The organism is Pseudomonas svalbardensis (assembly GCF_030053115.1).
GTDB classification, from domain to species: domain Bacteria; phylum Pseudomonadota; class Gammaproteobacteria; order Pseudomonadales; family Pseudomonadaceae; genus Aquipseudomonas; species Aquipseudomonas svalbardensis.
This window is the reverse complement of the sequence record NZ_CP125619.1, coordinates 3,030,624-3,056,802: the sequence shown is the minus strand read 5'-3', so window position 1 is coordinate 3,056,802 and position 26,179 is coordinate 3,030,624. Positions and strand designations below refer to the sequence as shown.

Genomic DNA, 26,179 nt, shown 5'->3' with positions numbered 1-26,179 from the left:
ATGCTTGACCGTCGCTATCCGGCCAAAAGCAGGCAGTCGAATGTACCGAGGGAATCTGGTTCGATTCAGAGCCGCGAAGGGGTTTCGGCATAAATGAATTGTTAGGCCGCGTCCTCGCGGTACGTGCCATCGGATTGAATAGCCCAATCAAATTTGTAAATTCCGGTGGTGCTTAAGCTACATAGATCAGCTCTCTGAGGAAATGATTGAGTCGTGACTGGATTCAGCAGCCAGCTTCAATCGGCCAGCTTTACTAATGTATTTAGACTTGCTTGGCGGCCCCCGGTGCCAATTTGGCACTAGCCTTTTTGGCGTGAGCCTTTAATAACTGATTTATTTTTTTACGACGATTCATGTTTTTCTACGAGGTTTGTAAGTTCTTGAATGATATCGGCTTAAATATTGGGCCAGATCCCGGTGAATGCTCACTTAGGGCGGTCAGCGGTCAGTTCCGTTGGACATGCACTCTAGTCCTTCATTCAGACGGAGGACGAACCATGACCGTAACCAAGATTCGAGCCGGGCGCCCTGGAACAAAGGAAAGCTCGTGGGGCAAAAAGCGCCACTCCGGCTCAGGGATACCTGGGCGACTCGAGTGAAGCTTGAGCTAGCATACAAAACCCGGGGCGTGGCTGTGTGTAATCTAGCAATCGACAGCAAACTCTTGACCGCTATGAGTCGTGGATTTCCATCAGTCATGACGGGCCGAAATCGGCCAAAAGCAGTCATTCACTAAACGCGTGACGAGGCAATGCAATCGAAATCAAAGCTGCGAACAGCACGAATGCACTCGATATCCATAAGCACGCCCCCAGCCCATACACTTGATAAACCCAGCCGGAAAGCACCGTGCCTATCAACCGTCCCATAGCGTTCGACATGTAATAAAACCCCACATCCAGCGATACGCCGTCTTCCTTGGCGTAGGACACAATCAGGTAGCTGTGCAGCGAGGAGTTCACCGCAAACAGCGCACCAAAGACCATCAATCCGCCTAAGAGCCCCCCCTGTTGCGACAACCCGGTGTTCAGTCCCAAAGCAATTGCTGCGGGCAGGCCTGCCAGAGCAAGCGCCCACAGAAGCGCAGCGCGGCCGTCAGGAACATGCCCCCGTTTCTTGCCGGTGATTCGCGGCGCGAACGATTGCACGATGCCGTAGCCGATCACCCAGGCTGCGAGGAATCCACCGACCTTCCAGAAATCCCAGCCGAACACGCTGCTCAGGTAGACCGGCAAGGCCACCACAAACCAGACATCGCGGGCACCGAACAGAAACATCCGCGCCGCTGAGAGGATATTGATCGCCCGGCTCTTGGATAGGATGTCGCGAAATTTGGGCTTGGCTTTCGCTTTGCCCAGGTCCTTCTTCAACAAGAGCAAGCTGCTGATCCAGATCAGCCCCAGGACACCCGCCATGGCCAGCAACGCGCCCTTGAAGCCGATGAAGGCCAGCAAGGCTCCACCAAGAAAGAAGCCGACGCCCTTGAGTGCGTTCTTCGAGCCGGTGAGGATCGCCACCCACTGGTAGAGCTTGCCCTGCTGCCCATCAGGAACCAGAAGCTTGATGGAGCTTTTGGCACTCATCTTGTTCAGGTCTTTGGCAATCCCCGACAGCGCCTGAGCGCCCATCACCCACGGGATGGTTAGCCAGGCTACCGGTACCGTCAGCATCAACAGCGCCGCGACCTGGATGCCCAACCCAATGTTCATGGTTCGGTTCAGGCCCAGCCGGGCGCCGAGGTAGCCACCCACCAGGTTGGTGATCACACCAAAGAGTTCGTAGAACAGAAACAACGCCGCGATTTGCAGTGGGCTGTAGCCCAACGCGTGAAAGTGCAGCACCACCAACATGCGCAGAGCGCCATCGGTGAGGGTGAAGGCCCAGTAATTGCCCGTCACGAGCAGGTACTGCCGCACTTCCGGAGCGAGGGCAGACAACGCTTTCATGACCGCTCCTCAGACTGCCAGACCAACCATTTTGGCCAGTTCGACGGTGCGGTTGGCATAGCCCCACTCGTTGTCGTACCAAGCGTAAAGTTTGACCTGGGTGCCATTGATAACCATGGTCGACAGCGCATCGATGATCGACGAACGCGGGTCGGTACGGTAGTCGATGGACACCAGCGGACGCTCCTCGAAACCGAGGATGTCTTTTAGCTCGTTCTCGGAAGCGTCCTTGAGAAGTTGATTCACCTCCTCGACAGTGGTGGCACGCTCGACCTCGAAGACACAATCGGTCAGCGAAGCGTTGGCCAGCGGTACGCGTACCGCGTGACCATTCAGACGCCCACGCAGCTCTGGGAAGATTTCGGCAATTGCAGTGGCCGAGCCGGTACTGGTCGGAATCAGGCTCATGCCCGAAGCACGCGCCCGCCGCAGATCCTTGTGCGGCTGATCGAGGATGCTTTGGGTATTGGTCAGGTCGTGGATGGTGGTGATCGAACCGTGACGAATACCCAGTTTTTCGTGGATGACTTTCACCACGGGCGCCAGGCAGTTGGTGGTGCACGACGCAGCGGTGACGATGCGATGTTCCGCCGGTTTGAACAGCTGATGGTTGACGCCCATGACGACGTTCAACGCGCCTTTTTCCTTCACCGGAGCGCAGACCACCACACGCTTAACGCCCTGATCCAGATAGGCCTGCAACACCTCCACGGTTTTCATCTTGCCGCTGGCTTCGATCACCAGATCGCAGCCCGACCAATCGGTGTCGGCAATCGCCTTGTTGGCGGTGACCTTGATGCGCTTGCCGCCAATCACCACATGATCGCCCTCTGCGCTGGCTTCGTTGTGCCAACGACCATGCACAGAGTCGAAGTTGATCAGGTGTGCATGGGTTACTGCATCGCCTGCCGGATCATTGATCTGCACGAACTCGAACTCTGGCCAGCTCCAGGCCGCTCGCAGAGCGAGGCGACCGATCCGACCAAAACCATTGATGCCAACTTTGATAGTCATGTTGTTGTGCTCCGTATCTGTTGTCAGTGGGAGTTCGACTGGGTGTCGAACTGGCCGATGTATTCGATATGGGCAGGATGTTGAATGGCACGCGGACGCAACGACTGAACATCGCGGATGGCAACGCTGAATGGCACACCGCTCTCGATCAACAGTTGAGCGGCGACCAAACCGGTACGGCCCGAACCGCCCTTGCAATGGACGGCAATGGTTTTTCCTTCGGCCAACAGTTGCTTGAGTCGCGGATGGTGCTGTTCCCACGCGGCTTTAAATGCTTCGCCAGGAGCCTGGTCGTCTTCTACTGGCAGGTGAAACCACTCGATGCCAAGCATTTGGCACTCTTCGGGCAGTACGTCGATCTCGTTCTGAAGCAACTCCTCAGTCGGCATCAGCGTCAGCAGCGCCGATGCCCCCGCGTCCTTAAGGGTTTGTAACGCCTCGAAAGGCTTGGTGCCCTTCGTGCCTGGGCACGGGGTGAAGATCAACTGGCCTTTGAACTGTGCCAGGGGCAGTACGGAATATGGGTGTTGTTGCACGTTGAAAAATCCTCAGATGGAGCGCTGATTGACACGTTTCATGAGTTCTTCCGCTGACTCTTTGCGCTCGGAATAACGATCAACCAGATAGCCCTGGCGGTCACGAAGCAGCAGAGTGAATTTCACCAACTCTTCCATCACATCAACGACACGGTCGTAGAACGGAGAAGGTTTCATCCGGCCGTTGTCGTCGAATTCCATATAGGCCTTCGGTACGGAGGATTGGTTGGGGATGGTGAACATGCGCATCCAACGTCCCAGCACACGCAGCTGATTGACCACGTTGAACGACTGCGAGCCGCCGCACACCTGCATGACGGCTAGGGTTTTGCCCTGGGTTGGGCGTACCGCGCCCATCGCCAGCGGGACCCAGTCGATCTGCGCTTTGAAGACCGCGCTCATGGAACCGTGACGTTCTGGAGAGCACCAGACCTGCCCCTCGGACCACAGCATCAGCTCGCGCAGTTCCTGAACCCGAGGATGATTATCGGGGGCGTCATCTGGCAGCGGCAAACCTGACGGATTGAAAACCCGCGCCTCGGCGCCGAAGTGCTCCAGCAGTCGAGCGGCTTCCTCTACCAACAGGCGGCTGAAGGAGCGCTCACGGGTCGACCCGTACAGCAGCAAAATGCGCGGCTTGTGGATGGAGGTCTTTTCGATACCGAGTTTGTCAGCCGATGGGAGATCAACCAGTTCGGTATCGAGTTGGGGGATATCGTCATCAAACATAGTCTTTGTCCTGCGCAATGGCGCTCTTGGATTCATCGAACCAACGGCGTTTCAACCAGAGAGCAACACCGACCAGAGAAATCAGTACCGGCACTTCCACCAGCGGACCAATCACCGTGGCGAAGGCGACCGGGGAAGCCAGGCCGAAGGTGGCAATGGCCACGGCAATCGCCAGTTCGAAGTTGTTGCTCGCGGCTGTGAAAGCCAGTGCAGTGGTGCGTGGATAATCAGCCTTGAGCAGCTTGCCCATCCAGAAGCTGATGAAGAACATCACCACGAAGTAGATCGTCAGGGGGATCGCAATGCGCAACACATCCAGCGGCAATTGCAGCACTACGTCACCCTTGAGGCTGAACATGGCCACGATGGTCAACAGCAGTGCCACCAGCGTCAGCGGGCTGATCTTCGGAATGAAGCGTTCCTGGAACCAAGCTTCGCCTTTACGGGCGATGAGGATCCTGCGGGTCAGGAAGCCTGCCAGGAACGGCACACCCAGGTAGATCAGGACCGACTCGGCAATGCTGACAAAGCTGGTCTCAATCACACTGCCTTCCAGCCCGAACAGCGGCGGCAACAACCCAAGGAAGACCCAGGCATACACACTGAAAAACAGGATCTGGAAGATGCTGTTGAACGCCACCAACCCGGCGACGTACTGATTGTTGCCACCCGCGATCTGGTTCCAGACCAGCACCATCGCGATGCAACGAGCCAGACCGATCAGGATCAGTCCGGTCATGTATTCCGGCTGGTCCCGCAGGAAGATGATCGCCAGCGCGAACATCAACACCGGTCCTATCACCCAGTTCTGGACCAAAGACAAAACGAGGATGCGCTTGTCCTTGAAGACCTCCGGCAGTTCCTCATAACGAACCTTGGCCAGAGGCGGATACATCATCACGATCAAGCCGATAGCGATGGGGATGTTGGTTGTGCCCACAGAAAGACTGTTGAGCCACTGCGGCCAGCCTTCGAACAGGCTCCCCAAACCGATGCCCAAGGCCATGGCAAGAAAAATCCACAGGGTCAGGTATCGGTCCAGGAAAGAAAGGCGGCTTTTACTCATGATCCTTGCTCCGGTAGTTACAGCGTGCCAATCAGGGCCAGCTCTGCCTTGAGCTGTTCGGCACTCAGCTGGGCAAGCGGTATAGCCAGGAAGGCTTCAATACGGGTTTTGATCTGCTCCAAAGTGGCTTCAAAAGCCGCCTCGATCTCTTCTTGAGTTCCGTGGTATTCCGAGGGGTCGGCCAGCCCCCAGTGGGCCTTGGTGGCCGGCCCGAAAAATACCGGACAGGCCTCACCGGCAGCCTTGTCGCACACCGTGATGACGAAATCAGGTGCCAAGTTCACGTGGACATCGCTGGACTTACTGAACAGCCCGAGCGTCGACACACCAGCGTTTTCCAGAGTCTTGAGACTCAGCGGATGCACTTCGCCTTTGGGCTGACTGCCCGCGCTGTAGGCTTTCATGCCTTCCGGTGCCAAGTGATTGAAGACCGCTTCACAGAGGATGCTGCGACAGCTATTGGCAGTGCAGAGGAACAGGATTTTCATCGAGTGATCTCGTGGTCGAAGGCGGAATCAGGCGATTTTGCTTTCACAGCACACGGCTGCCCGTTCAGGACGGTCACCCATTTCATCAAGGCGTTTGGCATCAGGGCTCAACCAGTGCTTGTTGCTTTCCAGCACGGTGGTCAGCACTTGATGAACCCAATCAGGGAGATTCGGGTGCAGTCGGTAATACACCCATTGGCCTTGCCGACGGTCCGACAATAGGCCGCAAGTACGCAGTTGCGCCAGGTGCCTGGAGATTTTTGGCTGACTCTCGTTCAACGCGCAGGTCAACTCGCAAACACAAAGCTCTCCTTCACGGGTGATGAGCATCATCGTGCGGACCCGAGTGTCGTCAGCCAGGCATTTGAAAACAGTGGTCGGTGTCAGATGGTCAGCCATATCGTTTTCTCAGTGTTTGTTTTTGACCAAGACGAACATCTTGATGCGCTCATGAATTTCGTGAAGGGTGTGACGGAAGGCATCGGGTTTGGTGCTGGTGACCGGGTCCTCAAAACTCCAGGCCAATGCTTCACCGGCTCCAGGTAAAGACAGGCATTCCGCTGCGGCTTTATCACACAAGGTGATGACGTAATCGAAACGCTCATCACGGAACTCGTCTATCGACTTGCTACGTAATCCTTCGGTGCTCACACCGATGTGTGATAGCGCCTCGAAGGTGCGCGGATCTACCTGAGTCGGAGTTGTGCCGGCGCTAAACGCCTCGAAATGCTCCGAATCGGTATGCCTCAGCAACGCTTGGGCCAACTGGGAGCGCGCAGCGTTGGCAGTACAGACGAACAGGACACGGGCTTTGCTGGTCATTGTGAAGCCTCAGCTCATATGCGGTTTAACGAATATATGTTTTTCCGCATGCAAGGTAAAGAGCAAACGACCCATTAATCCATCAAAACGATTGGACTCCTCCCAGCACCTTCAATGAAAACTGTGTATTAAGACGCTAGCCAGCCTTCCGTGTCTCTTCAAATATCTGCGGTGGTGTATATATGGTTTCTGTAATGAATCTGTCACTCACGCAGAAATAGGTCGCTCCTTGGTTCAAGGACTACCTGGACGTGCAAAAGAAAATAAGAAGGTCGCCCCTAACCCGCCCCGGTCATCGAGGGCGGGTTCGGTTGCTGCGCACTAGGCTTTGCAACAACCCGGCGAGGTACGAGGCGCGGCCTCAAGGATTGTCTCTCCGGTGCCACAACAAGACGTCTGACTTGCCGAAGCCTTTAAGCGATCATCGACTTCATCGAAATCCGAGTTGCAAATGCCCGTTTCCGGGAGGATCAGCTCAACCCTTTTGGCCGCATCCCAATCACCCGCCAGCGCCGCGACGACAGAGCGAACTTGCTCATACCCAGTCATCAACAAGAACGTAGGCGCCCGACCATAGCTCTTCATCCCAACAATGAACAAACCTTCCTCAGGATGCGCAAGTTCTATCGCGCCATGAGGTCTGACCGTACCGCAGCTGTGCTCGTTGGGATCGATCATTGGAGCGAGCAACACTGCGCTTTGAGTTGCGGGATCAAGTGCGATACGCAACTCGGCGAGCAGGCTCATATCAGGTCGGAATCCAGTCGCCACAATGATTTGGTCCACAGGTGGAAGTATCTGGTCTCCCGCCTTCACAACCAACCCTTGGCCATTGCCTACAACCTGATCGATAGCGACGTTTTTGAACAGCCCGATCACGCCGTCATTCAGCAATTGGCGAATCTTCAGGCCGAGCTTTCCGCGCTCTTCCAATTGATCATTCGCACCACCACCCAGAATGCGCTCAAGAGAATTACCCCGGATCGCCCATAGCACTTTGGTTTGCGGTGCCTCCTGAATCAGACGCACCAGATCCTGTAGGGCGTTAAACGCGGAGTGACCACCACCCACCACCAGCACTCTTTTGTTGGCATAGCGATTCCGCGCACGACCCAGCACCTCCGGAATGCCGTACGCAATGTGCGCTGCATGCTCGATCTCGCCCAATGCAGGGATGCCATGGGCGCCCATCCAGTTTGGTGTCAGGTAGGTGCCCGAGGCATCAATGACAGCACTGGCCCGCACATCCTGTTCACCCGTTGGCCCTGCGACACGCAGCAAAAAAGGAGCTGCCGATCTGCCCTGGGTCTTCATCACATCCTGACCGACGCGAGTGGCTGCCAGAACACGGGTATTGAGCTGCAAGTGACGCTTGATCTGTTCGAGGTCCGCGAGAGGTCGAACAAAACGTTCCAGCAGTTCACGGCCCGTTGGATACTCGTTCTCCGGTGGTGGAGTCCAACCATCAGCCAACAAAAGTTTGACCGCCTCCTTGTCCACGTTGAACTGCCATGGAGAGAACATCTTCACATGCGCCCATTCTTCAATGCTGGCCCCAGCTTTCGGCCCAGCTTCCAGAATCAGCGGAGTGATACCTCTGGCCAGCAGATGCGCTGCGGCGGCGAGGCCCACTGGACCTGCTCCAATGATGGCGACGGGAAGGTGAGTGTTATCCATGACCGACTCCTTCAGGTTGGCTGATTGTTCGGAAACAGGCGCTCGACAATTGCGCAGTCGAGCCAGCGTCCTTCCAGGCAGGCGTGTTTTTCATACACCCCCACCTGGCGGAAACCGCAGGCTTCGCACAAAGCGAGACTGGCGTGATTGAAGGTGAAAATGCGTGAAAGGACTTTCCAGAATCCGCGAACTTCGGCTTCTTCCAGCAGTGACTGTAGTAGCTGCTTGCCGAGCCCCTGGCCGCGAACACTGCGATCCAGGTAAATGGAAAAATCCGCGATACCGTCGTAACAGGCGCGGGCGCGATAACTACTAAGTCCAGCCCAGCCAACAACCTGTTCCGCCGCATCGACCATGACCAACACTGGATAACGATCCATTGAGTTGATGCGATCAAGCATTTCTGCCGGGCTTCGAGGGGCAGTTTCAAACGTAGAGCTACGTTCCTCGATCCCCTGGTTGTAGATTGCTGCTATTGAAACGGTGTCCTTGGGTTCAGCTAAACGAACTCGCATTGTTGGAGCCCCATTACGTTGGTAGTAACAACATTATTGGCAAAAAAAGGAAAATTTGCCCTTTCAATCCTTGCTCTTCACGGCTGGGCAGCACTCACTCACGAGCCCGCAGCGAATCTCCGTGGCCCGCGTAATCTGCCTCAGCAAACTCAGCGCTCCCTGCCTGGCTTCAACTGACAGGTTCTCAATCATCGCTCGCTCCTCAGCAATCAGATCAGCTCTGATTTTCTCGTATAGCTCACGTCCAGCATCCGTTGCCTGAATTCGCACAGCACGCCGATCTTCATCATCCTCAACGCGGGACACATACCCTTTGCGTTCCAAGGTATCGATCACTCGACTCGCCGTACTCTTGTCCAAGAACATTTCTTCCGCCAAGACCTGAAGGCGCAATGCGCCCCTTTTGACCAGCGTTTCGACGGCATAGCACTGGGTTACAGACACGTCGTAACAGCAGATCCGATCTCGATCACGGAACTGATGGACGCGAACCAGCTGGTTCAACGCTTTGTACAAGTCCTCAGAATCCTGAGTCAGCTGATCGTTTTTACGCTTCGTCATAACCGTCACAAATTAGTTGTTAGCTGCAACAGTAATCCTGGAATCTCAGAATCGTCAACACTGATCTTCGGTTGACGGTAGCCAAAGGAAGGCGCTAGCTTGTTGTTACTGACAACTAAAAATGAGCGCGCCGGTCTTGACACTTCCAGAGCAGATTCATCCTCCGATCAGTCGCTCCAGGCTCGTATGGGCGATGGGTTTCACCCAGATTCTTGCTTGGGGTACGACCTATTACCTGCCGGCAGTGCTTGCGGCTCCAATAGCCAAAGAAACCGGGTGGTCCATTACCAGCGTAGTGGGCGGCCTGTCCTGGGGATTGCTGGTCGCCGGAGCTTCCTCGCCGGCAGTTGGTCGTCAGATTGATCGTCATGGCGGACGCTCTGTCCTAGCCGCCAGTTCACTGTTGCTGGCTCTCGGCATGCTACTGATGGGACTGGCGGACAACACTGCCATTTACTATCTCGCCTGGACCCTGATCGGCGTTGCCATGGCAGCGGGTTTATACGACGCAGCCTTCTCAACCCTAGGACGTCTTTTCGGGGAGGAGGCTCGAACGTCAATCACTGGGCTGACCTTGTTGGGTGGCTTCGCCAGCACCATAGGTTGGCCGGTGATAGCGGGACTGGAGAGTTGGATCGGCTGGAGAAACGCCTGCTTTACCATCGCCGCAGCTCATCTGCTAATCGGATTGCCCATTCATGCGCTGTTGATTCCTGGGAGCGCAAAGCAACCGCCCCATCCCGCAAGAGTAGAATCACCCAATGCCTCCGAGCTTCGCCCAAGGGCCACCAACCAGCTGTTCTTGTTGATTGGCGCCATGCTGACGATTCTGGCGCTTGTGGTATCAGGCATCTCAGTCCACCTGCTCAATGTCCTTAATCAGCTGGGGATCACAACTGCTGTGGCCTTGGCCATCGGCATGGTGATTGGTCCTTCGCAAGTCCTGGCACGGGTGGCTGAGTTTTCCCTAGGCAGGAACCTCCATCCAACTTGGTCCGCACGAGCCGGTGTGTTGCTTTGTTTGATCGGGCTTGGACTGCTGATCTCAGGCCTGCCTTGGCTGGCCTTCGTGGCGATAGCACTTTACGGAGCCGGTAACGGCATCCTCACCATCGCTCGCGGTACTCTTCCATTGGCGCTGTTCGGGCCTCAAGGATATGGCGCACGAATGGGACTGCTCGCAAGGCCCGTCCTTGTCGCCCAAGCCTGCGGCCCTATCGCCGCCGCTTACGTTCTGGACAGCTTCGGAGCATCGGTACTGCTTAGCGTGATGTGCGGGTTTCTGTTGCTGTGCTTCATCGCCACTTGGCGTCTGCCAATTACGCAAAAAGGCAGGTAATTATGATGTTCCGGTAGACGCAGTGTTGAGCAGAAAAAAGTCGATACCCAGCATCAAGCGAACACTGGATACGATGCATTGTGAATGAAGCGCATCAAGCTAGGGATGATGTGAGAAGCATCTGGTCCAACGCCTCTAAGGGTTGCTGAAGCAAAGTTACGCTGCTTCGGTAATCCCACAAAATACAAACCCGGCACGTGCTCCGCCTTCCCGTTGCGTTGGGTCAGGCTTTCATTGCCCGCCACGTGCAGACCTGCCAAAAAACCAAGGTTCGGACGAAACCCGGTCGCGAAAACCAAACTGTCCACGTCAGTGTGCTGCCCATCAGCCCAGATCACGCCCGTTGACGTTACCTCCGTGAACATCGGCTTGCGCTCAAAAAGTCCCTGCTTCATGGCTCGACGATAGGTGCCATCATCCAGTACAGGGGTACTTTGATCATTCAGCCAACGAGTCTTCTCCATCCCTGTCCACTTGAGCCAAGCATGAAAATCCACACCGAGGATCTTTTGCGGAAAAAACCGAATCGATTCCCTTGTCGCCAATACGACGCTGCTGACTTGAGCCAACTCATGGGCAATTTGTACAGCTGAGTTGGCAGCACCTATGACCACTACTCGTTGATCACTGAATCCGTCGACATTTCGGTAATCAGCACCGTGTAAACGTTGCCCGCGAAAACTCCCCAGCCCCTGAATGTCAGGGATGAACGGCTGATTGAATCCGCCAATGCAAACGATCAATGCTTTTGAGCAGAAACGCTGACCATCAGATGCCTGAAGCAAAAAGAGTCCATCCTCCCTACTCACTCTCTGGACTCGTATGTTCTGCCGAATGGGTAGCTGGAAAGCGTCAGCGTACTGCTCCAAATAACGTACGACTTCATCGCGTAGTGGATAGTGCTTGGCTTCAGCTGGAAAGGGCATCCCAGGTAACGATGAGTAAGCAGCAGGGGAAAAAAGTCTCAGGTTGTCGTAGTAGTTGCGCCAGTTTCCACCTGACTGGCTCTCGGCTTCCAGGATGAGAAAACTGAGATTCTGCTGCCGCAGATGCCAACCGCACGCAAGCCCAGCTTGGCCCGCACCAATAACGATGACATCCTTGGGCTCATTAATTATGTTCATGTATGCGCACTCATGCATATATAGAGATAATAAAAAAACTACTCTGGCATACCAGGGCAGCAAAACGGGGCCAGACTCTTCATTTGTTGGAGAATGGCTTCGAGCCGTGTCACCACTGCCGGCCCATCCACCTCGTAGAACATCTGCCTGCTGACCTTGGTAGCGCGGACAATGCCGGCCTCTAATAGCACTTGCAGATGACGGGACACCACTGAACGCTCTTGAGGTAGCCCTTCGGCAATCTCACCGATATCTGCTCGCCCCAGTTGCATGACTCGCTTGAGCACAGCTACCCGCGACGGCTCGCATAGAGCTTTGAAGAAGGCTCCATCGAGAGAGTCGATTGCGGCATCAATTGCACGGGAACGTGTAGAGGTTCGGTTTGTCATGCGGATGACTATATGTGCATATCCATGCACGCGTCAATTGTCCGAATGAACGTCAACAGCAGATATCAATAGCGCCTGATCAATGCCTGCAAGCTCCAGAATGATGAATTCGACCGTCAGCTTTGGGTCGTTCTCTGCCGGTTATATCCACGAAGCGTGCTGGTCAAATCCGATGCAAATGACTGGTCGAGTCAGGGGTATTCCTGCCTGTCATGCAAAACGGTCACGATCTCGATTCAATCCGTCACCCGGTAGACCACCCAGTAATTGGGATGCACAACAATTTCCCGCGTACCGGGTGCACGACCAAATCGATAAAGGTAGGGATGTTGCGGAAGGGCTGAGGTAGCAGCCTCAATGGTTTGGTACAGCTCGCTCGCCGCTGCAAGGTGACGGTCGCCAATACAATCAATGATTTGCCACAGTTCAGCCCGCGCTTCGGCGCCGCCACTCAACCAGCATCGCGCTTAGTGCGCTTGGCTTTGAGAAGGGATCGTACATCAGCCATTACCTGATCGTGTGGGACATTCGGGCGTGGATCATCGAGCGACGCCTGCACTTTGGCACGGAACCAACGGTCGTAGCTGGCGGCCAGCTCTTCGGTTTCAAACTCTGAAACGATGGGGGAAAGTTCGGCGTTCATAGTGCCCCTCCGGGATCAATACCTAGCAATCTAATCGGTAGGTGGCTCACTGCCGTGGGTGTCAAGATGAAGTGCACCCTGCCAAGCTGCACGTGGTCCCATCTCTCTACCTGATGGGCGCAACCACACTAAACCTCTCGCTTGCGACAGCCAACCCCTAAAAAATGTCGGACGCCTCCTCAATTTTTTGAACGCTTTCACGCGTTTAACGTACGCGTTTAAGGACACCCGCTGTTACGTCCTAACGGCTACAACGCCTTGCGTCGTTGCCTACGCGTGCGCCAGAATCCGCTGGCTTGTGCGGCTGTGGGGCGGGCTATATCGTTTCCCTGTCACTGAAAAACAGTGATCGGGTTTGGTAGCCCGCTACGAAGTCGCATGGCAACACCTTATGCAGTCTCTCTTCGGGACTCTGCTTTTATGGTGGTCATGCGTGGGGCTCCATTGTGAGCGCCGGGTTTTTCCAACTTCGACCGGTCTACCAACCCACGTATGGCCGCCACCCTTCGTTTGGTAGCGAGGGTGATGGCTCCTCAATATTGCAAGTTGGAGCTTCATCTATGTTCAAAGTTACGCCCAACCCCCCGAATACCCGTCCGGTACCCTACGACGTCTTTCGTGATCTTGACCCCAAGAAAATGACAGAGGCGGCCGACCGCGCACTCAGCTTCTACCTCAACCCCGGGGCGTCGAAAACGCAGATACCGCCCCGCAAGCCCGGCACCATTTTCACCATCGACGCAGCGGTGGATGACGAAACGTTGCTCGTCGAGGCCTGCGAATCGTTGGCATCAGCCAGCGCCATGGTCAACGATCTCACCGATTTAACGGACGGCCCACGACGCCAAACGATGCTGGTGCTGCAACGGGTCATCATGTTGGGTGAGTTAGCGGTCAATCGATTACTGGACAACCACAAGCCTGGGTAGTCGCCAGGCGGGTAGCGAGGGCGCTTGCGCCCTCACTATTTAGAAGCATTCAAAGGTCGAAACCGCGACGCGCTTCCTTATTGTTTTTTTGCGGTAATGCCACCGACGTAAAACCGCAGATGTTGGCGCGCGGCGCTCCCTGCGCTCAGGCCACGCAGCGCTTTTGACCGCTGCTCTCCATTCGGTAAAAACACCGTCAACGTATCGCCCTGCACCCAGTAAGGGGCGGCGTACTGCGTACCTTCATGCTCGATTGTGACTTCGTCTTCCATCTACAACACCTTGTCCTTTCTATGGCGTGATGGCTGCCCGATGACGATCCTCGATCGAGCCGCGAAATCCTCCCTCAAAACCCTGCCCATCACGCGCCTCAAACGCAAAGAAATCAGCGCCGCGCAAGCCGCGACTAAAGACGAAGGCGCCATGGAAGACTTGCTCGTGGCCAAGATGCTGGGCATCACCCTCGAAGACCTCGGCGAGTTCGATAGTGCCGACTCGTCGTTACCCGAACCGACGACACCCTGACGGTGCAGGGCAATTACTCGGGTAACGGCGGCCAGTTGTTTTTGCAAAGTGCGGTCGGCGATGACAACTCCCCCAGCGACAAACTGGTGGTGAACGATGGGACATTAACCGGCAGCACATTAATCACGGTCACCAATCTGGGCGGAACCGGCGGGTTGACGCAGCAGTACGGTATTGAGTTGGTGCAGGCTCAAGGCACTGCTGTCAGCACCCCCGATGCGGGCCCCCGCGACCGTCACCCTCCCAAACCCGGATCCGGCCTTGCCACCGATTGTCGTCCCGGTCGTCACAACGCCGGTGGCCGCACTCGCTCCCGCCGGCAGTCCATCGCTACCGGTTTTACCGGCAGCCGTACCGGGCGCGTCACCGATTGCGCTGTACCGCCCCGAGGTCCCGACCTGGTCGGTACTGCCACCCGCTGCCGCGCAACTGACCCTGAATGCACTCGGTACTTTCCATGATCGCCAAGGCGATCAGCACCTGCTCAACGAAACCCGCGTTTGCAGGGCGATGTCGACGGTTTAACCAAGGCTTCGAAGACAAGCGCGCTGGCAAAGTGGAACTTGAAGGCGACAGTTATGGCTTGCACTGGACGTTGACTGATCCCAAGGGCTGGTACGTCGACACCGTCATCATGGGCACCCGGCTCGACGGTGACAGCCACTCCGAACGCGGCCTCAAACTGGATAACCGAGGCTACGCCTTGACTGTTTCGGCGGAAACCGGCTATCCGATTCAAGTGACGGGCAACTGGGTGGTTGAACCCCAGGCACAGGTCATCCATCAAAAAGTCTCGCTGGACAGCCAGGACGACGGCATTTCCCACGTCTCATTCGACTCCGACGGTGCCTGGACCGGTCGCCTCGGCGCTCGACTCAAAGGCCGCTACCAAGTCAGTGGACGACCACTGGAACCTTACATACGAGCCAATCTGTGGCACACCCTTTCCGGTACCGACTCGGTAACCTTCGACGGCGCGGACCGGATCGATACCGAGCAAAAATCATCGGCCGACCTCGGTGTCGGCGTTGTGCTTAGCCTCGCGAAAACCGTGGGCGTGTATGGCGGAGTCGACTACACCAGCAATATCGACAGTAATCAGCTTCGCGGAACGGCCGCAAATGTCGGTGTCAGGGTGAGTTGGTAGACCGGTAGCCCACTATCAAAAACGCTCTGGAACGCGGATTCTTTGACGATTTTTCGAACAAACAAGAACTTAGATGTGTGGCGTAAATCAGTCACTTGCGAGTCCTAAAATACACATACCATTTATCGGCCACTTTCTTGACGCGATGTCAACGGTCTTCTTAGCTACACGTTACTACCCCCGGAAATACACCAGGGGCAACCCCCAGACTCCCGCAAAATCGGGCGGCCAGAGGCTTGCCCCACTACATTCGGTCGCCCCTCATTCGGGGTAGGAGAGAGACGCCAGAGCGAGATACCGCATGCGATTGCAAGGTAGACCTCCATGAAAACTTCATTCACCCAACAAGAGATCAAAGTCACTTTTTGCACTGTCTCGAGTTCACTCCTTCTGTGCTCGTCCATGGAAGTACAGGCAGGGCCGGCAGAGGATGCAACCACGCCTTGGTACCGTCAGGATGTTCCGGTCATGACCTTACCCGCCGTCACTTTCACCGCCCCCTACTCCGGCCGCTTCAGCGCCGCCTCCGATACACGTAGTTCACGTCTGACCATCGAGGACGCTGCGCCTTCGGCCTGGGATCAGGTGTATGGACAGGCCTCGCGGCAGGCGCAAACCGATGTTCTGGCTCAGGGATTTGCTATCCCTGGCAGTAGCGAATTCAAAGGTCCGGCGATCCTGACTCTGCAAAGCGGTAGCGGTCATACCCAGCGGGTCGGACTGGTCGGCGGCATGACTCAGTTACAAGGCAACAGCAACGGGCTGCTGACCGGCCGCGCCCTTGCTGACCCCAGCCACGACACCCTCAACCTCGAAGGCCAAAGCCTCGGAGCTTACTGGAGTTTGACCGGGCCACAAGGCTGGCACGTGGACTTGACGGCCAGCGGCGGCCGGCTCAACGGCTATACCCGCAATGACCAGGGCGCCCGACTGGCGACCGAGGGCAGCGCGGTGACGCTGTCGGTGGAAGGTGGTTTCCCCATTGGTCTGAGCGATAACTGGGTAGTCGAACCCCAGGCGCAGTTAATCAATCAACGCATTACCCTGGACACCCCGTATGCCGGGTCAGGTAATGCCTCGTCCAGCGATCTGACGTCCTGGAGCGGCCGGGTCGGTGCACGGTTGAAAGGTAGTTACGACATCAACGGCCTGGGGGTCGAACCCTATGTGCGAACCAACGTGTGGCACACGGTGTACACCGGCAATACCGTGAACCTCGATCAGGTTGAGAAGATCAGCAGCAGCCGCTATTCATCGACTGTCGAAGTGGGTTTGGGCTTGGTGGCCAGAGTGACACCCGCCGTGAGTTTTTACGTCAGCGCCGATTACAGCAGTGATGTGGATGACAATGATTTGAATGGGTTGATCGGGAGTTTGGGTGTGCGGATGCGGTGGTGAAATCAGGCTTAAAGAAATGTTTTGTCAGGGCTGACCCCATCGCGAGCAGGCTCGCTCCCACAGTGGATTGATGTCGTACACAAAACCACTGTGGGAGCGAGCCTGCTCGCGAAAGGAGCGACTCGGTGTTAGATCAACCCTCCGGACGCAGCATCAACACCGCCAGCGGCGGCAGGTTCAATACCAACGAGAGTTCCTGCCCATGGCTCGGCTCATCCTCGGTAAACGCCCCGCCGCTGTTGCCATAGTTCGAACCGGCGTAAGTGGCCGCATCGCTGTTGATCACCTCGGTCCAACGCCCGGCAAACGGTACGCCGACGCGATAACCCTCACGCGGCACCGGCGTGAAGTTAGCCACCACCAACACCGGCCGCCCATCCCTGCTCCAGCGCATGAAGGCGTAGACGCTGTTGATTGCATCATCACCAATCAACCACTGGAAGCCTTGCGGCGCGTCGTCCTGATCATGCAGCGCCGGCTCTTCGCGATACAGCCGATTGAGATCGCCGACGAGTTTCTGCACACCTTTGTGCTCCGAGTACTGCAGCAAGTACCAGTCGAGTTGCTGGTCGTGGTTCCACTCACGCCACTGACCAAACTCGCAACCCATGAACAACAGCTTCTTGCCCGGATGCGCCCACATGAAACTGAGGTAGGCGCGCAGGTTGGCGAATTTCTGCCAGCGATCGCCGGGCATCTTGTCGATCAGCGAGTGCTTGCCGTGTACCACTTCGTCGTGGGAGATCGGCAAGATAAAGCGCTCGGACCAGGCATACACCAGACCGAAGCTCAGTTCGTTGTGATGATGAGCGCGGTACACCGGGTCCTGCTGGATGTAGTGCAGCGAATCGTGCATCCAGCCCATGTTCCACTTGTAGTCGAAGCCCAGTCCGCCCTGTTGCGTGCCCTGGCTGACACCCGGCCACGCGGTGGATTCTTCGGCAATCACCAGCGCGCCAGGGGCTTCGAGGTCGACCACGTCATTGAGATGGCGCAGGAAGTCGATGGCTTCGAGGTTTTCCCGACCGCCGTGACGGTTTGGCACCCATTCGCCGGCCTTACGTGAGTAATCGCGATACAGCATCGAAGCCACGGCATCGACGCGCAGACCGTCGACGTGGAAATGCTTCAGCCAGTGCAGCGCCGAGGCCAGCATGTAGCCGTGCACTTCGGTGCGACCCAGGTTGTAGATCAGCGTGTCCCAGTCCTGATGGAAGCCTTCCTGCGGGTTGCCGTATTCGTACAGCGCGGTGCCATCGAATTGCGCCAGGCCGTGGGTATCGGTCGGAAAATGTGCCGGCACCCAGTCGAGAATCACGCCGATGTCGGCCTGGTGGCAGGCATTGACGAACGCGGCGAAATCATCCGGCGTACCGTAGCGGGCGCTCGGGGCGAACTGCGACAGCAGCTGATAGCCCCAGGAACCGCCGAACGGATGTTCCATGATCGGCATCAGCTCGATGTGGGTAAAACCCAGATCCTTCACGTAAGGAATCAGCCGCTCGGCCAACTCATGCCAGGTGTACTGGCGGGCGACCTCGCCCAGATCATCCAGCTCACATTGCCACGAGCCAGCATGCAATTCGTAGATCGACAGCGGCGCACTCACCCGATGACGGTCACCCCGCGATTGCATCCACTCCTGATCCTGCCACTCGATGTTCAGCGGCGAAGCGACTTTTGACGCGGTGTCCGGCGGCAGCGAGGTGGCCAGCGCCATCGGATCGGCCTTGAGCGGCAGAATGCCGTGGGTACCGAGGATTTCGTACTTGTACGTTTCCCCCGCTTGCATGCGCGGGACGAAGATTTCCCAAACGCCGGTCGGATGACGCAGGCGCATCGGGTGCCGGCGACCGTCCCAGTTGTTGAAGTCACCCACCACCGACACCCTTTTGGCGTTCGGCGCCCACACGGCGAAACGCACGCCATCGACACCGTCGACCGTCTTCAGCTGCGCGCCCAGGCAAGCGCTGAGATCGCGGTGATTGCCTTCGGCGAACAGGTACAAGTCCATCTCGCCGAGCAACGGGCCAAAGCTGTAAGGGTCCTCGGAAACCTGTTCGCCGCCGGCCCACCGGGTTCGCAGCAAATACGGCTGCGCCCGATCGAAGTGCCCGACGAACAAGCCCGGCGTCTGGGTGGCCTCAAGGTTGCCGAGTTCCTCCCCGGAATCCTTGGCCAGTACCTGCACGCTCAAGGCGTCCGGCAAATAGGCCCGAATGAATTGCCCGCCGGCACCATCGCCGTGGGGACCGAGAATTGCAAAGGGGTCCTGATGTTCGGCGCGTACCAGCGCGTCGATGTCCCGCGATCTGGGCAGCAACGCTTCTTTAGCGTGCCCCTGTTCCTTGTTCGAGAAACTCATGACTACTCTCCACCAAGATCGGAAAAGGGTTTAAGCCCACTCAATAACCCATACAAACCGTGCAACGGCACGGGCAACCAGGTGGGGCGATTTTCTGCCTCATAGGCCACTTCATACGCTGCCTTCTCCAGGCCGAACAACGCCAGCGCGGCGTCCTCGCCTTCCGGATCTTGCCATGCATGAGCAAGACTAGCTGCCGCCAGCCGATAAGCGTCGACAAATGCTTGTCTTGCTTCATTTAAATAGCGATCGGCGACACGTTGACGAGCGGCTTGGGCATCGGCCGTGTTATCGACGTTGTGCACATTAATCGCCATCGCCGCAGCGTAGTCAAAAGAACGCAATACGCCACTGACATCTTTGTACGGGCTGTGTTTGCCCCGTCGCTCATGCAGCGGCCGCGCCGGTTCGCCTTCGAAGTCGATCAAGTAGGCGTCGCCCTTGATCACCAGCACCTGGCCCAAGTGCAAATCGCCGTGGACGCGAATCCGCAGACCACCAACGGCTTTTTTTCCCAGCTCCTGAACATGGCTGAGGATGGCTTTTTTGTTGTCCAGTAAACGAGTGACCAATGCGTTGTCTGCCGGGTTCAATTCGCTTTGATGCTGCTTGAGCAACTTCAGCGCGTACTCCAGTTGCGCCGCCACGTCCTTGGCCGAGGCCTGGGCATCTTTCTGGGTGGTGACCTGCGGGGCGAAGTCCGGGTTGTCGCTGGGCGCTGCCAGCAGCTGGTGCATTTCGCCCAGACGCTGGCCGAGCATGCCGGCGAAGTCTCTCAATTCACCCAAGGCGTTGTAGTGTTGCTCTTGCTCGGACATGGCGTCGGCCAGTTCGTCGCGCAGCGCCCGTTCGAGGTTGTTCTGGGTCCATTCCCAGGCGTCGCCCTGATTGCTCAAGTAGCCTTGGGCGATCATTAAAAGATTGTCCTCGCCCGACGGATCACGGCGAACCACCGAACCGAGCAGCGGCGAGATATTGCGGAAACCGGCGTGGGTCAGAAACGCGCTCATTTCCAGTTCCGGGTGCACGCCAGACGCGACCTTGCGGATCAGTTTCAGCACCAGGCTGTTGCCGATCACCACCGAACTGTTGGACTGCTCCGCGGACAGGTAACGCACTTCCGATTCCCCGCTCAGACCGAGTTTCGCCAGTTCCGCCATCGGCTCGAAGCAGATCTCGCCCGCACTGGATGGCAATACGGTATTACGTTGAATGTCCTGCAATACTGCATGCACAAAGGTGTCGAGGCTGAAGGCGTCGGTGATCAAACCGACCTGACGCACGCGCCGGACTCGAGACAAGGCCAGTTGCTGAGGCAACGCGGCACCGACCTGATCTTCGGAGATAAAGCCGAACGGCAACTGATAGCGACTGGTCTGGCCGCCGCTGGTGACGTCGATTTCACTCAACAACACGGGGTGCAGCGGATCGCCGAAGCGCACGCCGTAAGCGATGTTGACCTGTTCAATGGCCGCGTCCTTGCCGGCAAACCAGCGGCGATTCTGCAGCCAGCTCGGCAAGATGCCCTGCTCCAGCGTGCCGCGGGACGGCGCTTCGAGCAGTTCTTCCATGCGTTTCTTCAGCACCAGCGTGGTGAAGTCCGGCAGGCTTTGCGCCGGTTCCACGTGCCAGCTCGGCATCTGGTTTTCCGCCGCGAGCACAAACCAATAGAAGCCGTAAGGCGCCAGGGTCAGCAGGAAATTCAACTGGCCGATCGGCGGGAAGGCGTTACCGCCGAGCATCTCTACCGGCACCATGCCGACGTAAGCCGACAGGTCCAGCTCCGCCGCTTGCGCGCTACGGGACACGTTGGCCACGCACAAGATGATTTCGTGCTTGCCGTCCGGTCCGGTGAATTCCCGGGTGTAGGCCAGGATCCGCCGGTTGCTCGGCGAGAGCATTTTCAGTGTGCCGCGACCGAAGGCCTTGGACTGCTTGCGCACGGCGAGCATGCGCCGGGTCCAGTTCAGCAGTGAATGCGGGTCGCCGGCCTGGGTTTCAACGTTGACCGACAGGTAACCGTATTGCGGGTCCATGATCGGTGGCAGCACCAGGCTGGCCGGGTCGGCACGGGAGAAACCGCCGTTACGGTCAATCGACCACTGCATCGGCGTCCGCACGCCGTCACGGTCGCCGAGGTAGATGTTGTCACCCATGCCGATTTCATCGCCGTAATACAGAGTCGGCGTGCCGGGCATCGACAGCAGCAGACTGTTGAGCAGTTCGACGCGGCGACGATCGCGCTCCATCAACGGCGCCAAGCGGCGGCGAATGCCCAGGTTGATCCGCGCCCGACGGTCGGCCGCGTAGTAATTCCAGAGGTAATCGCGCTCCTTGTCGGTGACCATTTCCAGGGTCAGCTCATCGTGGTTGCGCAGGAAAATCGCCCACTGACAGTTGGCCGGGATCTCCGGGGTCTGGCGCAGGATGTCGGTGATCGGGAAACGATCCTCCTGGGCCAGCGCCATGTACATGCGCGGCATCAGCGGGAAGTGGAACGCCATGTGGCATTCGTCGCCGTTCAGGCCTTTGGCGTCGGTGTCGCCGAAGTACAGTTGCGTGTCTTCCGGCCATTGGTTGGCCTCGGCCAGCAGCATGCGGTCCGGGTAATTGGCGTCGATTTCGGCACGGATTTGCTTGAGGACGTCATGGGTCTCGGGCAGGTTTTCGTTGTTGGTGCCGTCGCGTTCGATCAGGTACGGAATCGCGTCCAGGCGCAGGCCATCGATGCCCATGTCCAACCAGTAGCGCATCACCGACAGCACGGCTTTCATGACTTGCGGGTTATCGAAATTCAAGTCTGGCTGGTGGGAATAGAAGCGGTGCCAGAAGTACTGACCGGCCACCGGGTCCCAGGTCCAGTTGGACTTTTCGGTGTCGAGAAAGATGATACGAGTGCCGTCGTACTTTTGATCGTCATCGGACCAGACGTAAAAGTCCCGCGCCGCCGAACCGGGTTTGGCTTTGCGCGCACGCTGAAACCAGGCGTGCTGGTCAGAGGTGTGGTTGATGACCAGTTCGGTAATCACCCGCAGGCCACGTTTGTGGGCTTCCGAGATGAACCGCTTGGCGTCGGCCATGGTGCCGTAATCAGAATGCACGCCACGGTATTCGGCAATGTCGTAGCCGTCATCGCGCCGTGGCGAGGGATAGAACGGCAACAACCAAATGGTGTTGACGCCCAGATCGGCAATGTAATCGAGTTTGGCGATAAGACCGGGAAAGTCGCCGATTCCGTCATTGTTGGAATCGAAAAAAGACTTAACGTGAACTTGGTAGATGACCGCATCCTTGTACCAGAGCGGGTCCTTGATAAAGGTGGCTGCCTTGGGTTTCTTCACCATTTGAAACTCCTGAAAAATTCTGGGAAAACAGTATCTGCCTGAAGAAATACGGTCAGTGTGGGAGCGGCGGTGCGACGATTCGACTTGCTCGCGAAGGGGCCATAACAGTCAGCATTGATGTCGCCTGACACACCGCTTTCGCGAGCAAGCCTGCTCCCACATTTGATCTTCGCCCGGCTCAGGAAATGCTGATCCGCCAGATCCCGAACGGTTGATTCGCCGGGTCTATCCGCATGAATTGGTACTTGCCGTGCCAGGTCCAGCGATGACCGCTCATCAAGTCTTCGCCCTGGGTGCTGGCGTCGTCGGGCAAGCCCATCTCCCACAGCGGCAACTCGAAATTCGCTTCCTGGACGTTAAGCGGATCAAGGCTGACCGCCACCAGAATGAAATTGCTGCCATCGGCGCTGCGTTTGCCGAAATACAAAATGTTGTCGTTCCAGGCGTTGTAGACCTTCAAGCCCAGATGCGTCTGCAGCGCCGGGTTCTGCCGGCGGATGCGGTTGAGCTGGGCGATCTCGGCAATGATGTTGCCCGACGCGTTGAAGTCCCGCGGGCGGATTTCGTACTTCTCGGAATTGAGGTACTCCTCCTTGCCCGGCACCGGTGCCGCTTCGCACAGTTCGAAGCCTGAATACATGCCCCACAGACCGGAGCCCATGGTCGCCAGCGCCGCGCGGATCAGAAATCCGGCACGCCCCGACTCATGCAAAAACGCCGGGTTGATGTCGGGTGTGTTGACGAAGAAGTTCGGCCGGAAGCATTCGCGCCACGGTGACTCATTGAGTTCGGTGAAATAGGTGGCCAGCTCGGACTTGTTGTTGCGCCAGGTGAAATAGGTGTAACTCTGGGAATAACCGACCTTGCCCAACCGCGCCATCATTGCCGGGGTGGTGAAGGCTTCGGCCAGGAAGATCACCTCGGGGTACAGCGCCCGCACATCAGCAATCAGCCACTGCCAGAACGGCAGCGGTTTGGTGTGAGGGTTGTCGACGCGAAACAGCTTTACGCCCTCCTCGACCCAACCCACCACGATGTCGCGCAACTCGACCCACAGACTGGGAATCGCATCGGCGGCATAAAAATCGACGTTGACGATGTCCTGGTATTTCTTCGGCGGGTTCTCGGCGTATTTGATCGTGCCGTCCGGCCGCCAGTTGAACCAACCCGGATGCTGCTGCAGCCACGGGTGATCCTGGGAACACTGAATTGCGAAGTCCAGGGCGATTTCCAGTCCATGGTCAGCGGCGGCTGCGACAAGGCGCCGGAAGTCTTCGCGAGTGCCCAGCTCCGAATGAATGGCTTCATGCCCGCCCTCTTCGCTGCCAATGGCATACGGACTGCCCGGATCGTCCGGCCCGGCGGTCAGGGAATTGTTCGGGCCTTTGCGGTAACTGCGGCCGATCGGGTGGATCGGCGGGAAGTACAGCACATCGAAGCCCATGTCCTGGATCATCGGCAGCCGCGCATGCACATCGTTGAAAGTGCCATGACGGGCCGGATCGTCAGTGATCGAACGCGGAAACAATTCATACCAACTGGCGAACTGCGCCAGGTCCCGCTCGACGTCGAGCGGGTACTCAGGGCTGATGCTCAAATAGGCACGATGATCGGCCTGCGTCATCAGCTCGGCGCTACGCTGGTGCAGAAACAACTCGACCTGCTCGATTTCGAGCAGACCCGACAATTCATGGTGCAGCGCCGCCAGTTGTTCACTCAGCTGCCCTTCGGTGCGTTCGGCGGCTTGCTGGACCAGCGTTCGCCCCTCCTGCAACTCCAGGCTGATCGGCACCCTGGCTGCGTGTTTTTTCTCCAGCTCATAACAGAAGCTGGCGAACTGATCGATCCAGGCTTCGATGCAAAACACATAACGGCCCTGGCGAGCGACCCGGAACTGGCCCTGCCAACCGTTATTGCCCAGGTCGGTCATGACTTCGCTTTGCCAGGTCTCCTCACCCTCGGCGTGCCAGCGTACGCGCACGGCCAATGTGTCGTGACCGTCGGCGAACACTTTGCTCGTCACCACCACGTCCTGACCCACCACGGCTTTGACGGCGAACTGCCCGCCATCGAGGGTCGGCATGGTGTTTTCGATGGCGATGCGCGGTAGCAATAAAGCCTGGGACAGCGGCATATGAGGGTTGTAGTTCAGCTCTGTCGGTTTTTCAGCAGTCATCGAGCATCTCTCCTTTACGCCCCATGGACGCTCTTGTGTCTGTGGCTTGTAACAGATAGCCATCCCGCAGGATCGTCCGCCCCGGAATGAACTCACTTAGGTTCCGAGCGACAGGCGCCGGTAAAAGTTCACGAGGATTTGCCTGGGGCTTCGGTGGAATCAATTCCTTTACACAGTGGTCAACACACTTAAGCACGACTTACGCGATGTGCCACTGGAGGTTGAATTCATGAGCATTCCGATCCCTGCCGAAACGCCTGATCCAAACATCGACAGCCCGACCATTCCGCCGACCGAGCCTGAACCTGTGCCTGAGCAAGACCCGCCCGGCACCACACCGCCTCCCCGGGAAGACCCGCCGAGCACCATGCCGCCGGTGGTTGGCACACCCGATCATCAGTTCACGGATTTTGATCCTTGTCCTTGTCGATCATTCGCACAACGACGGGCATCACACTGAGAATCGCCAACGCCAGCAACGTGCTGAGCACCGCCGTCGCCTCTCGCCCCAACCCGGCCGAGACGCCAATGGCGGCGGTCATCCACAACCCGGCGGCGGTGGTCAGGCCTTTGACGTGCCCTTCGTCGCCCTCGGTGTTTTTAAGAATAGTCCCCGCGCAAAGAAAGCCGATCCCGGCGATCACGCCCTGCACCACCCGGCTCATGGCATCGGCCTGTGAGCCGGACATTTGCGGCACCAGCACAAACAGCGCGGCACCGAGCGCCACTAGCATGTGGGTGCGGACCCCGGCGGCCTTGCCTTTGTGCTCGCGTTCGAAGCCAAGAATTCCGCCCAACAACGCCGCCATCACCAAGCGCACAGTAATGCGCGTCAGTTGTGAAGCGTCGCCGATGTCGGCGAACTCCGCTTGCAGGGTCACCCAAACCTCATGCCACCAAGCGTTCATGGTGTTGTCCTTGTGATAACTGAACAGAAAGTTGCTCTATTGAGGATGGACCGCGTCGACCATTAATCGGTTGCACAGAACGATGATCCTCGGCTGTGCCCTAACACTTTAGAACCCGCAGAAAAAAGGACACCTCCATGACTGTGCGCATCGAAAACCAGACCTGCTTCTTCATCACCGAGAACGGCGAAGAAATTCGTTTGTGTCCCGACGTCACCATCATTACCGACTCGGAAAAAGCCATGTCGGCGGTGGAGCTCGACGGCCAGCGCATCTACATTACCGAAGCAGAAGCCGACGCATTGACCGTAGCAGGCGCAGTCGACGGGCGTAAGCATTTGAAGGCCACCGACAGTGATTCGGTGATTTGACTGACCCGGATCAATAACACCCGCAGACGCTTGATACAGGTGTCTGCGTCCCGCTGTAGCGGGTGCATCAACTTGTCGCAGGCAGCGGATCAATGCCCATCTGATCCGCTTTTTATTGCAATAGGTGAGTCTGTTATGCAATCAGATCGCCGCTCATAGTGCTCAGG

At 57.3% G+C, this 26,179-nt stretch carries 26 protein-coding genes and 4 pseudogenes; 9 read left to right on the top strand and 21 right to left on the bottom strand.

The features are described 5' to 3' along the window. Positions 1-186: 186 nt before the first annotated feature. Positions 187-355, bottom strand: a pseudogene (locus QFX16_RS14100) (DUF2986 domain-containing protein). A gap of 105 nt (positions 356-460) precedes the next feature. Here QFX16_RS14100 and QFX16_RS14095 point away from each other — a divergent pair. Continuing rightward, positions 461-664, top strand: a pseudogene (locus tag QFX16_RS14095) (hypothetical protein); the annotation flags it as partial. Positions 665-725: 61 nt separating this feature from the next. On the opposite strand, the gene arsJ reads toward QFX16_RS14095, so the two are convergent. The 11 genes from arsJ to QFX16_RS14040 all read right to left on the bottom strand — a co-directional run bounded on the left by arsJ (position 726) and on the right by QFX16_RS14040 (position 9,354). Continuing rightward, positions 726-1,946 carry an organoarsenical effux MFS transporter ArsJ gene (gene arsJ / locus QFX16_RS14090; RefSeq protein WP_283184399.1) on the bottom strand — a complete coding sequence of 407 codons (1,221 nt, stop codon included), beginning with the start codon at positions 1,944-1,946 and terminating at the stop codon, positions 726-728. Positions 1,947-1,955: 9 nt separating this feature from the next. Beyond that, positions 1,956-2,960, bottom strand: a complete 1,005-nt coding sequence (locus QFX16_RS14085; RefSeq protein WP_283184398.1) for an ArsJ-associated glyceraldehyde-3-phosphate dehydrogenase — start codon at positions 2,958-2,960, stop codon at positions 1,956-1,958. 23 nt (positions 2,961-2,983) lie between these two features. Beyond that, positions 2,984-3,496: a phosphatase domain-containing putative toxin gene (locus QFX16_RS14080; RefSeq protein ID WP_283184397.1), complete on the bottom strand. Its 513-nt coding sequence runs from the start codon at positions 3,494-3,496 to the stop codon at positions 2,984-2,986. Between the two features lie 12 nt (positions 3,497-3,508). After that, positions 3,509-4,225 (bottom strand): arsenical resistance protein ArsH, encoded by a 717-nt coding sequence (gene arsH / locus QFX16_RS14075; protein ID WP_283184396.1) that lies wholly within the window; start codon positions 4,223-4,225, stop codon positions 3,509-3,511. Then, a complete protein-coding gene (gene arsB, locus QFX16_RS14070; RefSeq protein ID WP_283184395.1) occupies positions 4,218-5,291 on the bottom strand; it encodes an ACR3 family arsenite efflux transporter in 1,074 nt (357 codons plus the stop codon). Before arsB ends, arsH begins: the two co-directional genes overlap by 8 nt. Positions 5,292-5,308: 17 nt before the next feature. Further along, complete coding sequence (locus tag QFX16_RS14065) at positions 5,309-5,779, bottom strand: arsenate reductase ArsC (RefSeq protein WP_283184394.1); 471 nt, start codon at positions 5,777-5,779, stop codon at positions 5,309-5,311. Positions 5,780-5,806: 27 nt separating this feature from the next. After that, positions 5,807-6,178 (bottom strand): metalloregulator ArsR/SmtB family transcription factor, encoded by a 372-nt coding sequence (locus QFX16_RS14060; RefSeq protein ID WP_010455862.1) that lies wholly within the window; start codon positions 6,176-6,178, stop codon positions 5,807-5,809. A gap of 9 nt (positions 6,179-6,187) precedes the next feature. Beyond that, positions 6,188-6,601: an arsenate reductase ArsC gene (locus QFX16_RS14055; RefSeq protein ID WP_283184393.1), complete on the bottom strand. Its 414-nt coding sequence runs from the start codon at positions 6,599-6,601 to the stop codon at positions 6,188-6,190. A 321-nt stretch (positions 6,602-6,922) separates the two neighbouring features. Continuing rightward, positions 6,923-8,278 carry an NAD(P)-binding domain-containing protein gene (locus tag QFX16_RS14050; protein WP_283184392.1) on the bottom strand — a complete coding sequence of 452 codons (1,356 nt, stop codon included), beginning with the start codon at positions 8,276-8,278 and terminating at the stop codon, positions 6,923-6,925. An 11-nt stretch (positions 8,279-8,289) separates the two neighbouring features. Continuing rightward, positions 8,290-8,793, bottom strand: coding sequence for an arsinothricin resistance N-acetyltransferase ArsN1 family A (locus tag QFX16_RS14045; RefSeq protein WP_283184391.1), 504 nt, complete (start codon positions 8,791-8,793; stop codon positions 8,290-8,292). A 63-nt stretch (positions 8,794-8,856) separates the two neighbouring features. Continuing rightward, positions 8,857-9,354: a MarR family winged helix-turn-helix transcriptional regulator gene (locus QFX16_RS14040; protein WP_283184390.1), complete on the bottom strand. Its 498-nt coding sequence runs from the start codon at positions 9,352-9,354 to the stop codon at positions 8,857-8,859. Between the two features lie 121 nt (positions 9,355-9,475). On the opposite strand from QFX16_RS14040, the gene QFX16_RS14035 reads away from it, so the two are divergent. After that, on the top strand, positions 9,476-10,693 hold the full coding sequence (locus QFX16_RS14035) for an MFS transporter (RefSeq protein ID WP_283184389.1): 1,218 nt from the start codon (positions 9,476-9,478) through the stop codon (positions 10,691-10,693). 53 nt (positions 10,694-10,746) lie between these two features. Here the strand turns inward: QFX16_RS14035 and QFX16_RS14030 are convergent, their stop codons facing one another. From QFX16_RS14030 to relB, 4 genes and pseudogenes are all read right to left on the bottom strand, one after another. Beyond that, complete coding sequence (locus QFX16_RS14030) at positions 10,747-11,817, bottom strand: flavin-containing monooxygenase (protein WP_283184388.1); 1,071 nt, start codon at positions 11,815-11,817, stop codon at positions 10,747-10,749. 38 nt (positions 11,818-11,855) lie between these two features. Then, on the bottom strand, positions 11,856-12,206 hold the full coding sequence (locus QFX16_RS14025; protein ID WP_283184387.1) for an ArsR/SmtB family transcription factor: 351 nt from the start codon (positions 12,204-12,206) through the stop codon (positions 11,856-11,858). Positions 12,207-12,442: 236 nt separating this feature from the next. Continuing rightward, positions 12,443-12,668, bottom strand: a pseudogene (locus QFX16_RS14020) (type II toxin-antitoxin system RelE/ParE family toxin). Next, on the bottom strand, positions 12,658-12,849 hold the full coding sequence (relB, locus tag QFX16_RS14015; protein ID WP_283184386.1) for a type II toxin-antitoxin system RelB family antitoxin: 192 nt from the start codon (positions 12,847-12,849) through the stop codon (positions 12,658-12,660). Before relB ends, QFX16_RS14020 begins: the two are co-directional and overlap by 11 nt. A gap of 560 nt (positions 12,850-13,409) precedes the next feature. Between relB and QFX16_RS14010 the strand changes: the two genes are divergently transcribed. Beyond that, positions 13,410-13,778: a DUF6124 family protein gene (locus QFX16_RS14010; RefSeq protein WP_283184385.1), complete on the top strand. Its 369-nt coding sequence runs from the start codon at positions 13,410-13,412 to the stop codon at positions 13,776-13,778. Positions 13,779-13,855: 77 nt separating this feature from the next. On the opposite strand, the gene QFX16_RS14005 is transcribed toward QFX16_RS14010, so the two are convergent. Continuing rightward, entirely contained in the window at positions 13,856-14,050 is a 195-nt protein-coding gene (locus QFX16_RS14005) for a hypothetical protein (protein WP_283184384.1), read from the bottom strand. A gap of 40 nt (positions 14,051-14,090) precedes the next feature. Between QFX16_RS14005 and QFX16_RS14000 the strand changes: the two genes are divergently transcribed. From QFX16_RS14000 to QFX16_RS13980, 5 genes and pseudogenes are all read left to right on the top strand, one after another. Next, positions 14,091-14,303 carry a phage tail assembly protein gene (locus QFX16_RS14000; protein WP_283184383.1) on the top strand — a complete coding sequence of 71 codons (213 nt, stop codon included), beginning with the start codon at positions 14,091-14,093 and terminating at the stop codon, positions 14,301-14,303. Between the two features lie 2 nt (positions 14,304-14,305). Further along, positions 14,306-14,446, top strand: a pseudogene (locus tag QFX16_RS13995) (autotransporter outer membrane beta-barrel domain-containing protein); the annotation flags it as partial. Positions 14,447-14,519: 73 nt separating this feature from the next. Next, positions 14,520-14,828 (top strand): hypothetical protein, encoded by a 309-nt coding sequence (locus QFX16_RS13990; protein WP_283184668.1) that lies wholly within the window; start codon positions 14,520-14,522, stop codon positions 14,826-14,828. Between the two features lie 31 nt (positions 14,829-14,859). After that, the gene (locus tag QFX16_RS13985; protein WP_283184566.1) at positions 14,860-15,450 is read left to right on the top strand and encodes an autotransporter domain-containing protein; all 591 of its coding nucleotides are present in this window, start codon (positions 14,860-14,862) and stop codon (positions 15,448-15,450) included. A 324-nt stretch (positions 15,451-15,774) separates the two neighbouring features. Beyond that, positions 15,775-16,848 (top strand): autotransporter domain-containing protein, encoded by a 1,074-nt coding sequence (locus QFX16_RS13980; protein ID WP_283184382.1) that lies wholly within the window; start codon positions 15,775-15,777, stop codon positions 16,846-16,848. A gap of 133 nt (positions 16,849-16,981) precedes the next feature. Here the strand turns inward: QFX16_RS13980 and glgB are convergent, their stop codons facing one another. From glgB to QFX16_RS13960, 4 genes are all read right to left on the bottom strand, one after another. Further along, entirely contained in the window at positions 16,982-19,213 is a 2,232-nt protein-coding gene (gene glgB, locus QFX16_RS13975) for a 1,4-alpha-glucan branching protein GlgB (protein WP_283184381.1), read from the bottom strand. 2 nt (positions 19,214-19,215) lie between these two features. Beyond that, positions 19,216-22,557, bottom strand: coding sequence for a maltose alpha-D-glucosyltransferase (gene treS / locus QFX16_RS13970; protein WP_283184380.1), 3,342 nt, complete (start codon positions 22,555-22,557; stop codon positions 19,216-19,218). Positions 22,558-22,735: 178 nt separating this feature from the next. Then, positions 22,736-24,733: an alpha-1,4-glucan--maltose-1-phosphate maltosyltransferase gene (locus QFX16_RS13965; RefSeq protein ID WP_283184379.1), complete on the bottom strand. Its 1,998-nt coding sequence runs from the start codon at positions 24,731-24,733 to the stop codon at positions 22,736-22,738. Between the two features lie 401 nt (positions 24,734-25,134). Then, positions 25,135-25,641: an MgtC/SapB family protein gene (locus tag QFX16_RS13960; RefSeq protein ID WP_283184378.1), complete on the bottom strand. Its 507-nt coding sequence runs from the start codon at positions 25,639-25,641 to the stop codon at positions 25,135-25,137. 137 nt (positions 25,642-25,778) lie between these two features. Here QFX16_RS13960 and QFX16_RS13955 point away from each other — a divergent pair, with 137 nt between their 5' ends. After that, entirely contained in the window at positions 25,779-26,012 is a 234-nt protein-coding gene (locus QFX16_RS13955) for a DUF3203 family protein (protein WP_283184377.1), read from the top strand. Positions 26,013-26,179: the final 167 nt, after the last annotated feature.

What these genes read in the sequence shown, in the direction of transcription:
- arsJ (WP_283184399.1), bottom strand. Translation starts at nt 1,946, where the DNA reads ATGAAAGCGTTGTCTGCCCTCGCTCCGGAAGTGCGGCAGTACCTGCTC.
- QFX16_RS14085 (WP_283184398.1), bottom strand. Translation starts at nt 2,960, where the DNA reads ATGACTATCAAAGTTGGCATCAATGGTTTTGGTCGGATCGGTCGCCTC.
- arsH (WP_283184396.1), bottom strand. Translation starts at nt 4,225, where the DNA reads ATGTTTGATGACGATATCCCCCAACTCGATACCGAACTGGTTGATCTC.
- arsB (WP_283184395.1), bottom strand. Translation starts at nt 5,291, where the DNA reads ATGAGTAAAAGCCGCCTTTCTTTCCTGGACCGATACCTGACCCTGTGG.
- QFX16_RS14065 (WP_283184394.1), bottom strand. Translation starts at nt 5,779, where the DNA reads ATGAAAATCCTGTTCCTCTGCACTGCCAATAGCTGTCGCAGCATCCTC.
- QFX16_RS14060 (WP_010455862.1), bottom strand. Translation starts at nt 6,178, where the DNA reads ATGGCTGACCATCTGACACCGACCACTGTTTTCAAATGCCTGGCTGAC.
- QFX16_RS14055 (WP_283184393.1), bottom strand. Translation starts at nt 6,601, where the DNA reads ATGACCAGCAAAGCCCGTGTCCTGTTCGTCTGTACTGCCAACGCTGCG.
- QFX16_RS14050 (WP_283184392.1), bottom strand. Translation starts at nt 8,278, where the DNA reads ATGGATAACACTCACCTTCCCGTCGCCATCATTGGAGCAGGTCCAGTG.
- QFX16_RS14045 (WP_283184391.1), bottom strand. Translation starts at nt 8,793, where the DNA reads ATGCGAGTTCGTTTAGCTGAACCCAAGGACACCGTTTCAATAGCAGCA.
- QFX16_RS14040 (WP_283184390.1), bottom strand. Translation starts at nt 9,354, where the DNA reads ATGACGAAGCGTAAAAACGATCAGCTGACTCAGGATTCTGAGGACTTG.
- QFX16_RS14035 (WP_283184389.1), top strand. Translation starts at nt 9,476, where the DNA reads ATGAGCGCGCCGGTCTTGACACTTCCAGAGCAGATTCATCCTCCGATC.
- QFX16_RS14030 (WP_283184388.1), bottom strand. Translation starts at nt 11,817, where the DNA reads ATGAACATAATTAATGAGCCCAAGGATGTCATCGTTATTGGTGCGGGC.
- QFX16_RS14025 (WP_283184387.1), bottom strand. Translation starts at nt 12,206, where the DNA reads ATGACAAACCGAACCTCTACACGTTCCCGTGCAATTGATGCCGCAATC.
- relB (WP_283184386.1), bottom strand. Translation starts at nt 12,849, where the DNA reads ATGAACGCCGAACTTTCCCCCATCGTTTCAGAGTTTGAAACCGAAGAG.
- QFX16_RS14010 (WP_283184385.1), top strand. Translation starts at nt 13,410, where the DNA reads ATGTTCAAAGTTACGCCCAACCCCCCGAATACCCGTCCGGTACCCTAC.
- QFX16_RS14005 (WP_283184384.1), bottom strand. Translation starts at nt 14,050, where the DNA reads ATGGAAGACGAAGTCACAATCGAGCATGAAGGTACGCAGTACGCCGCC.
- QFX16_RS14000 (WP_283184383.1), top strand. Translation starts at nt 14,091, where the DNA reads ATGACGATCCTCGATCGAGCCGCGAAATCCTCCCTCAAAACCCTGCCC.
- QFX16_RS13990 (WP_283184668.1), top strand. Translation starts at nt 14,520, where the DNA reads ATGCGGGCCCCCGCGACCGTCACCCTCCCAAACCCGGATCCGGCCTTG.
- QFX16_RS13980 (WP_283184382.1), top strand. Translation starts at nt 15,775, where the DNA reads ATGAAAACTTCATTCACCCAACAAGAGATCAAAGTCACTTTTTGCACT.
- glgB (WP_283184381.1), bottom strand. Translation starts at nt 19,213, where the DNA reads ATGAGTTTCTCGAACAAGGAACAGGGGCACGCTAAAGAAGCGTTGCTG.
- treS (WP_283184380.1), bottom strand. Translation starts at nt 22,557, where the DNA reads ATGGTGAAGAAACCCAAGGCAGCCACCTTTATCAAGGACCCGCTCTGG.
- QFX16_RS13965 (WP_283184379.1), bottom strand. Translation starts at nt 24,733, where the DNA reads ATGACTGCTGAAAAACCGACAGAGCTGAACTACAACCCTCATATGCCG.
- QFX16_RS13960 (WP_283184378.1), bottom strand. Translation starts at nt 25,641, where the DNA reads ATGAACGCTTGGTGGCATGAGGTTTGGGTGACCCTGCAAGCGGAGTTC.
- QFX16_RS13955 (WP_283184377.1), top strand. Translation starts at nt 25,779, where the DNA reads ATGACTGTGCGCATCGAAAACCAGACCTGCTTCTTCATCACCGAGAAC.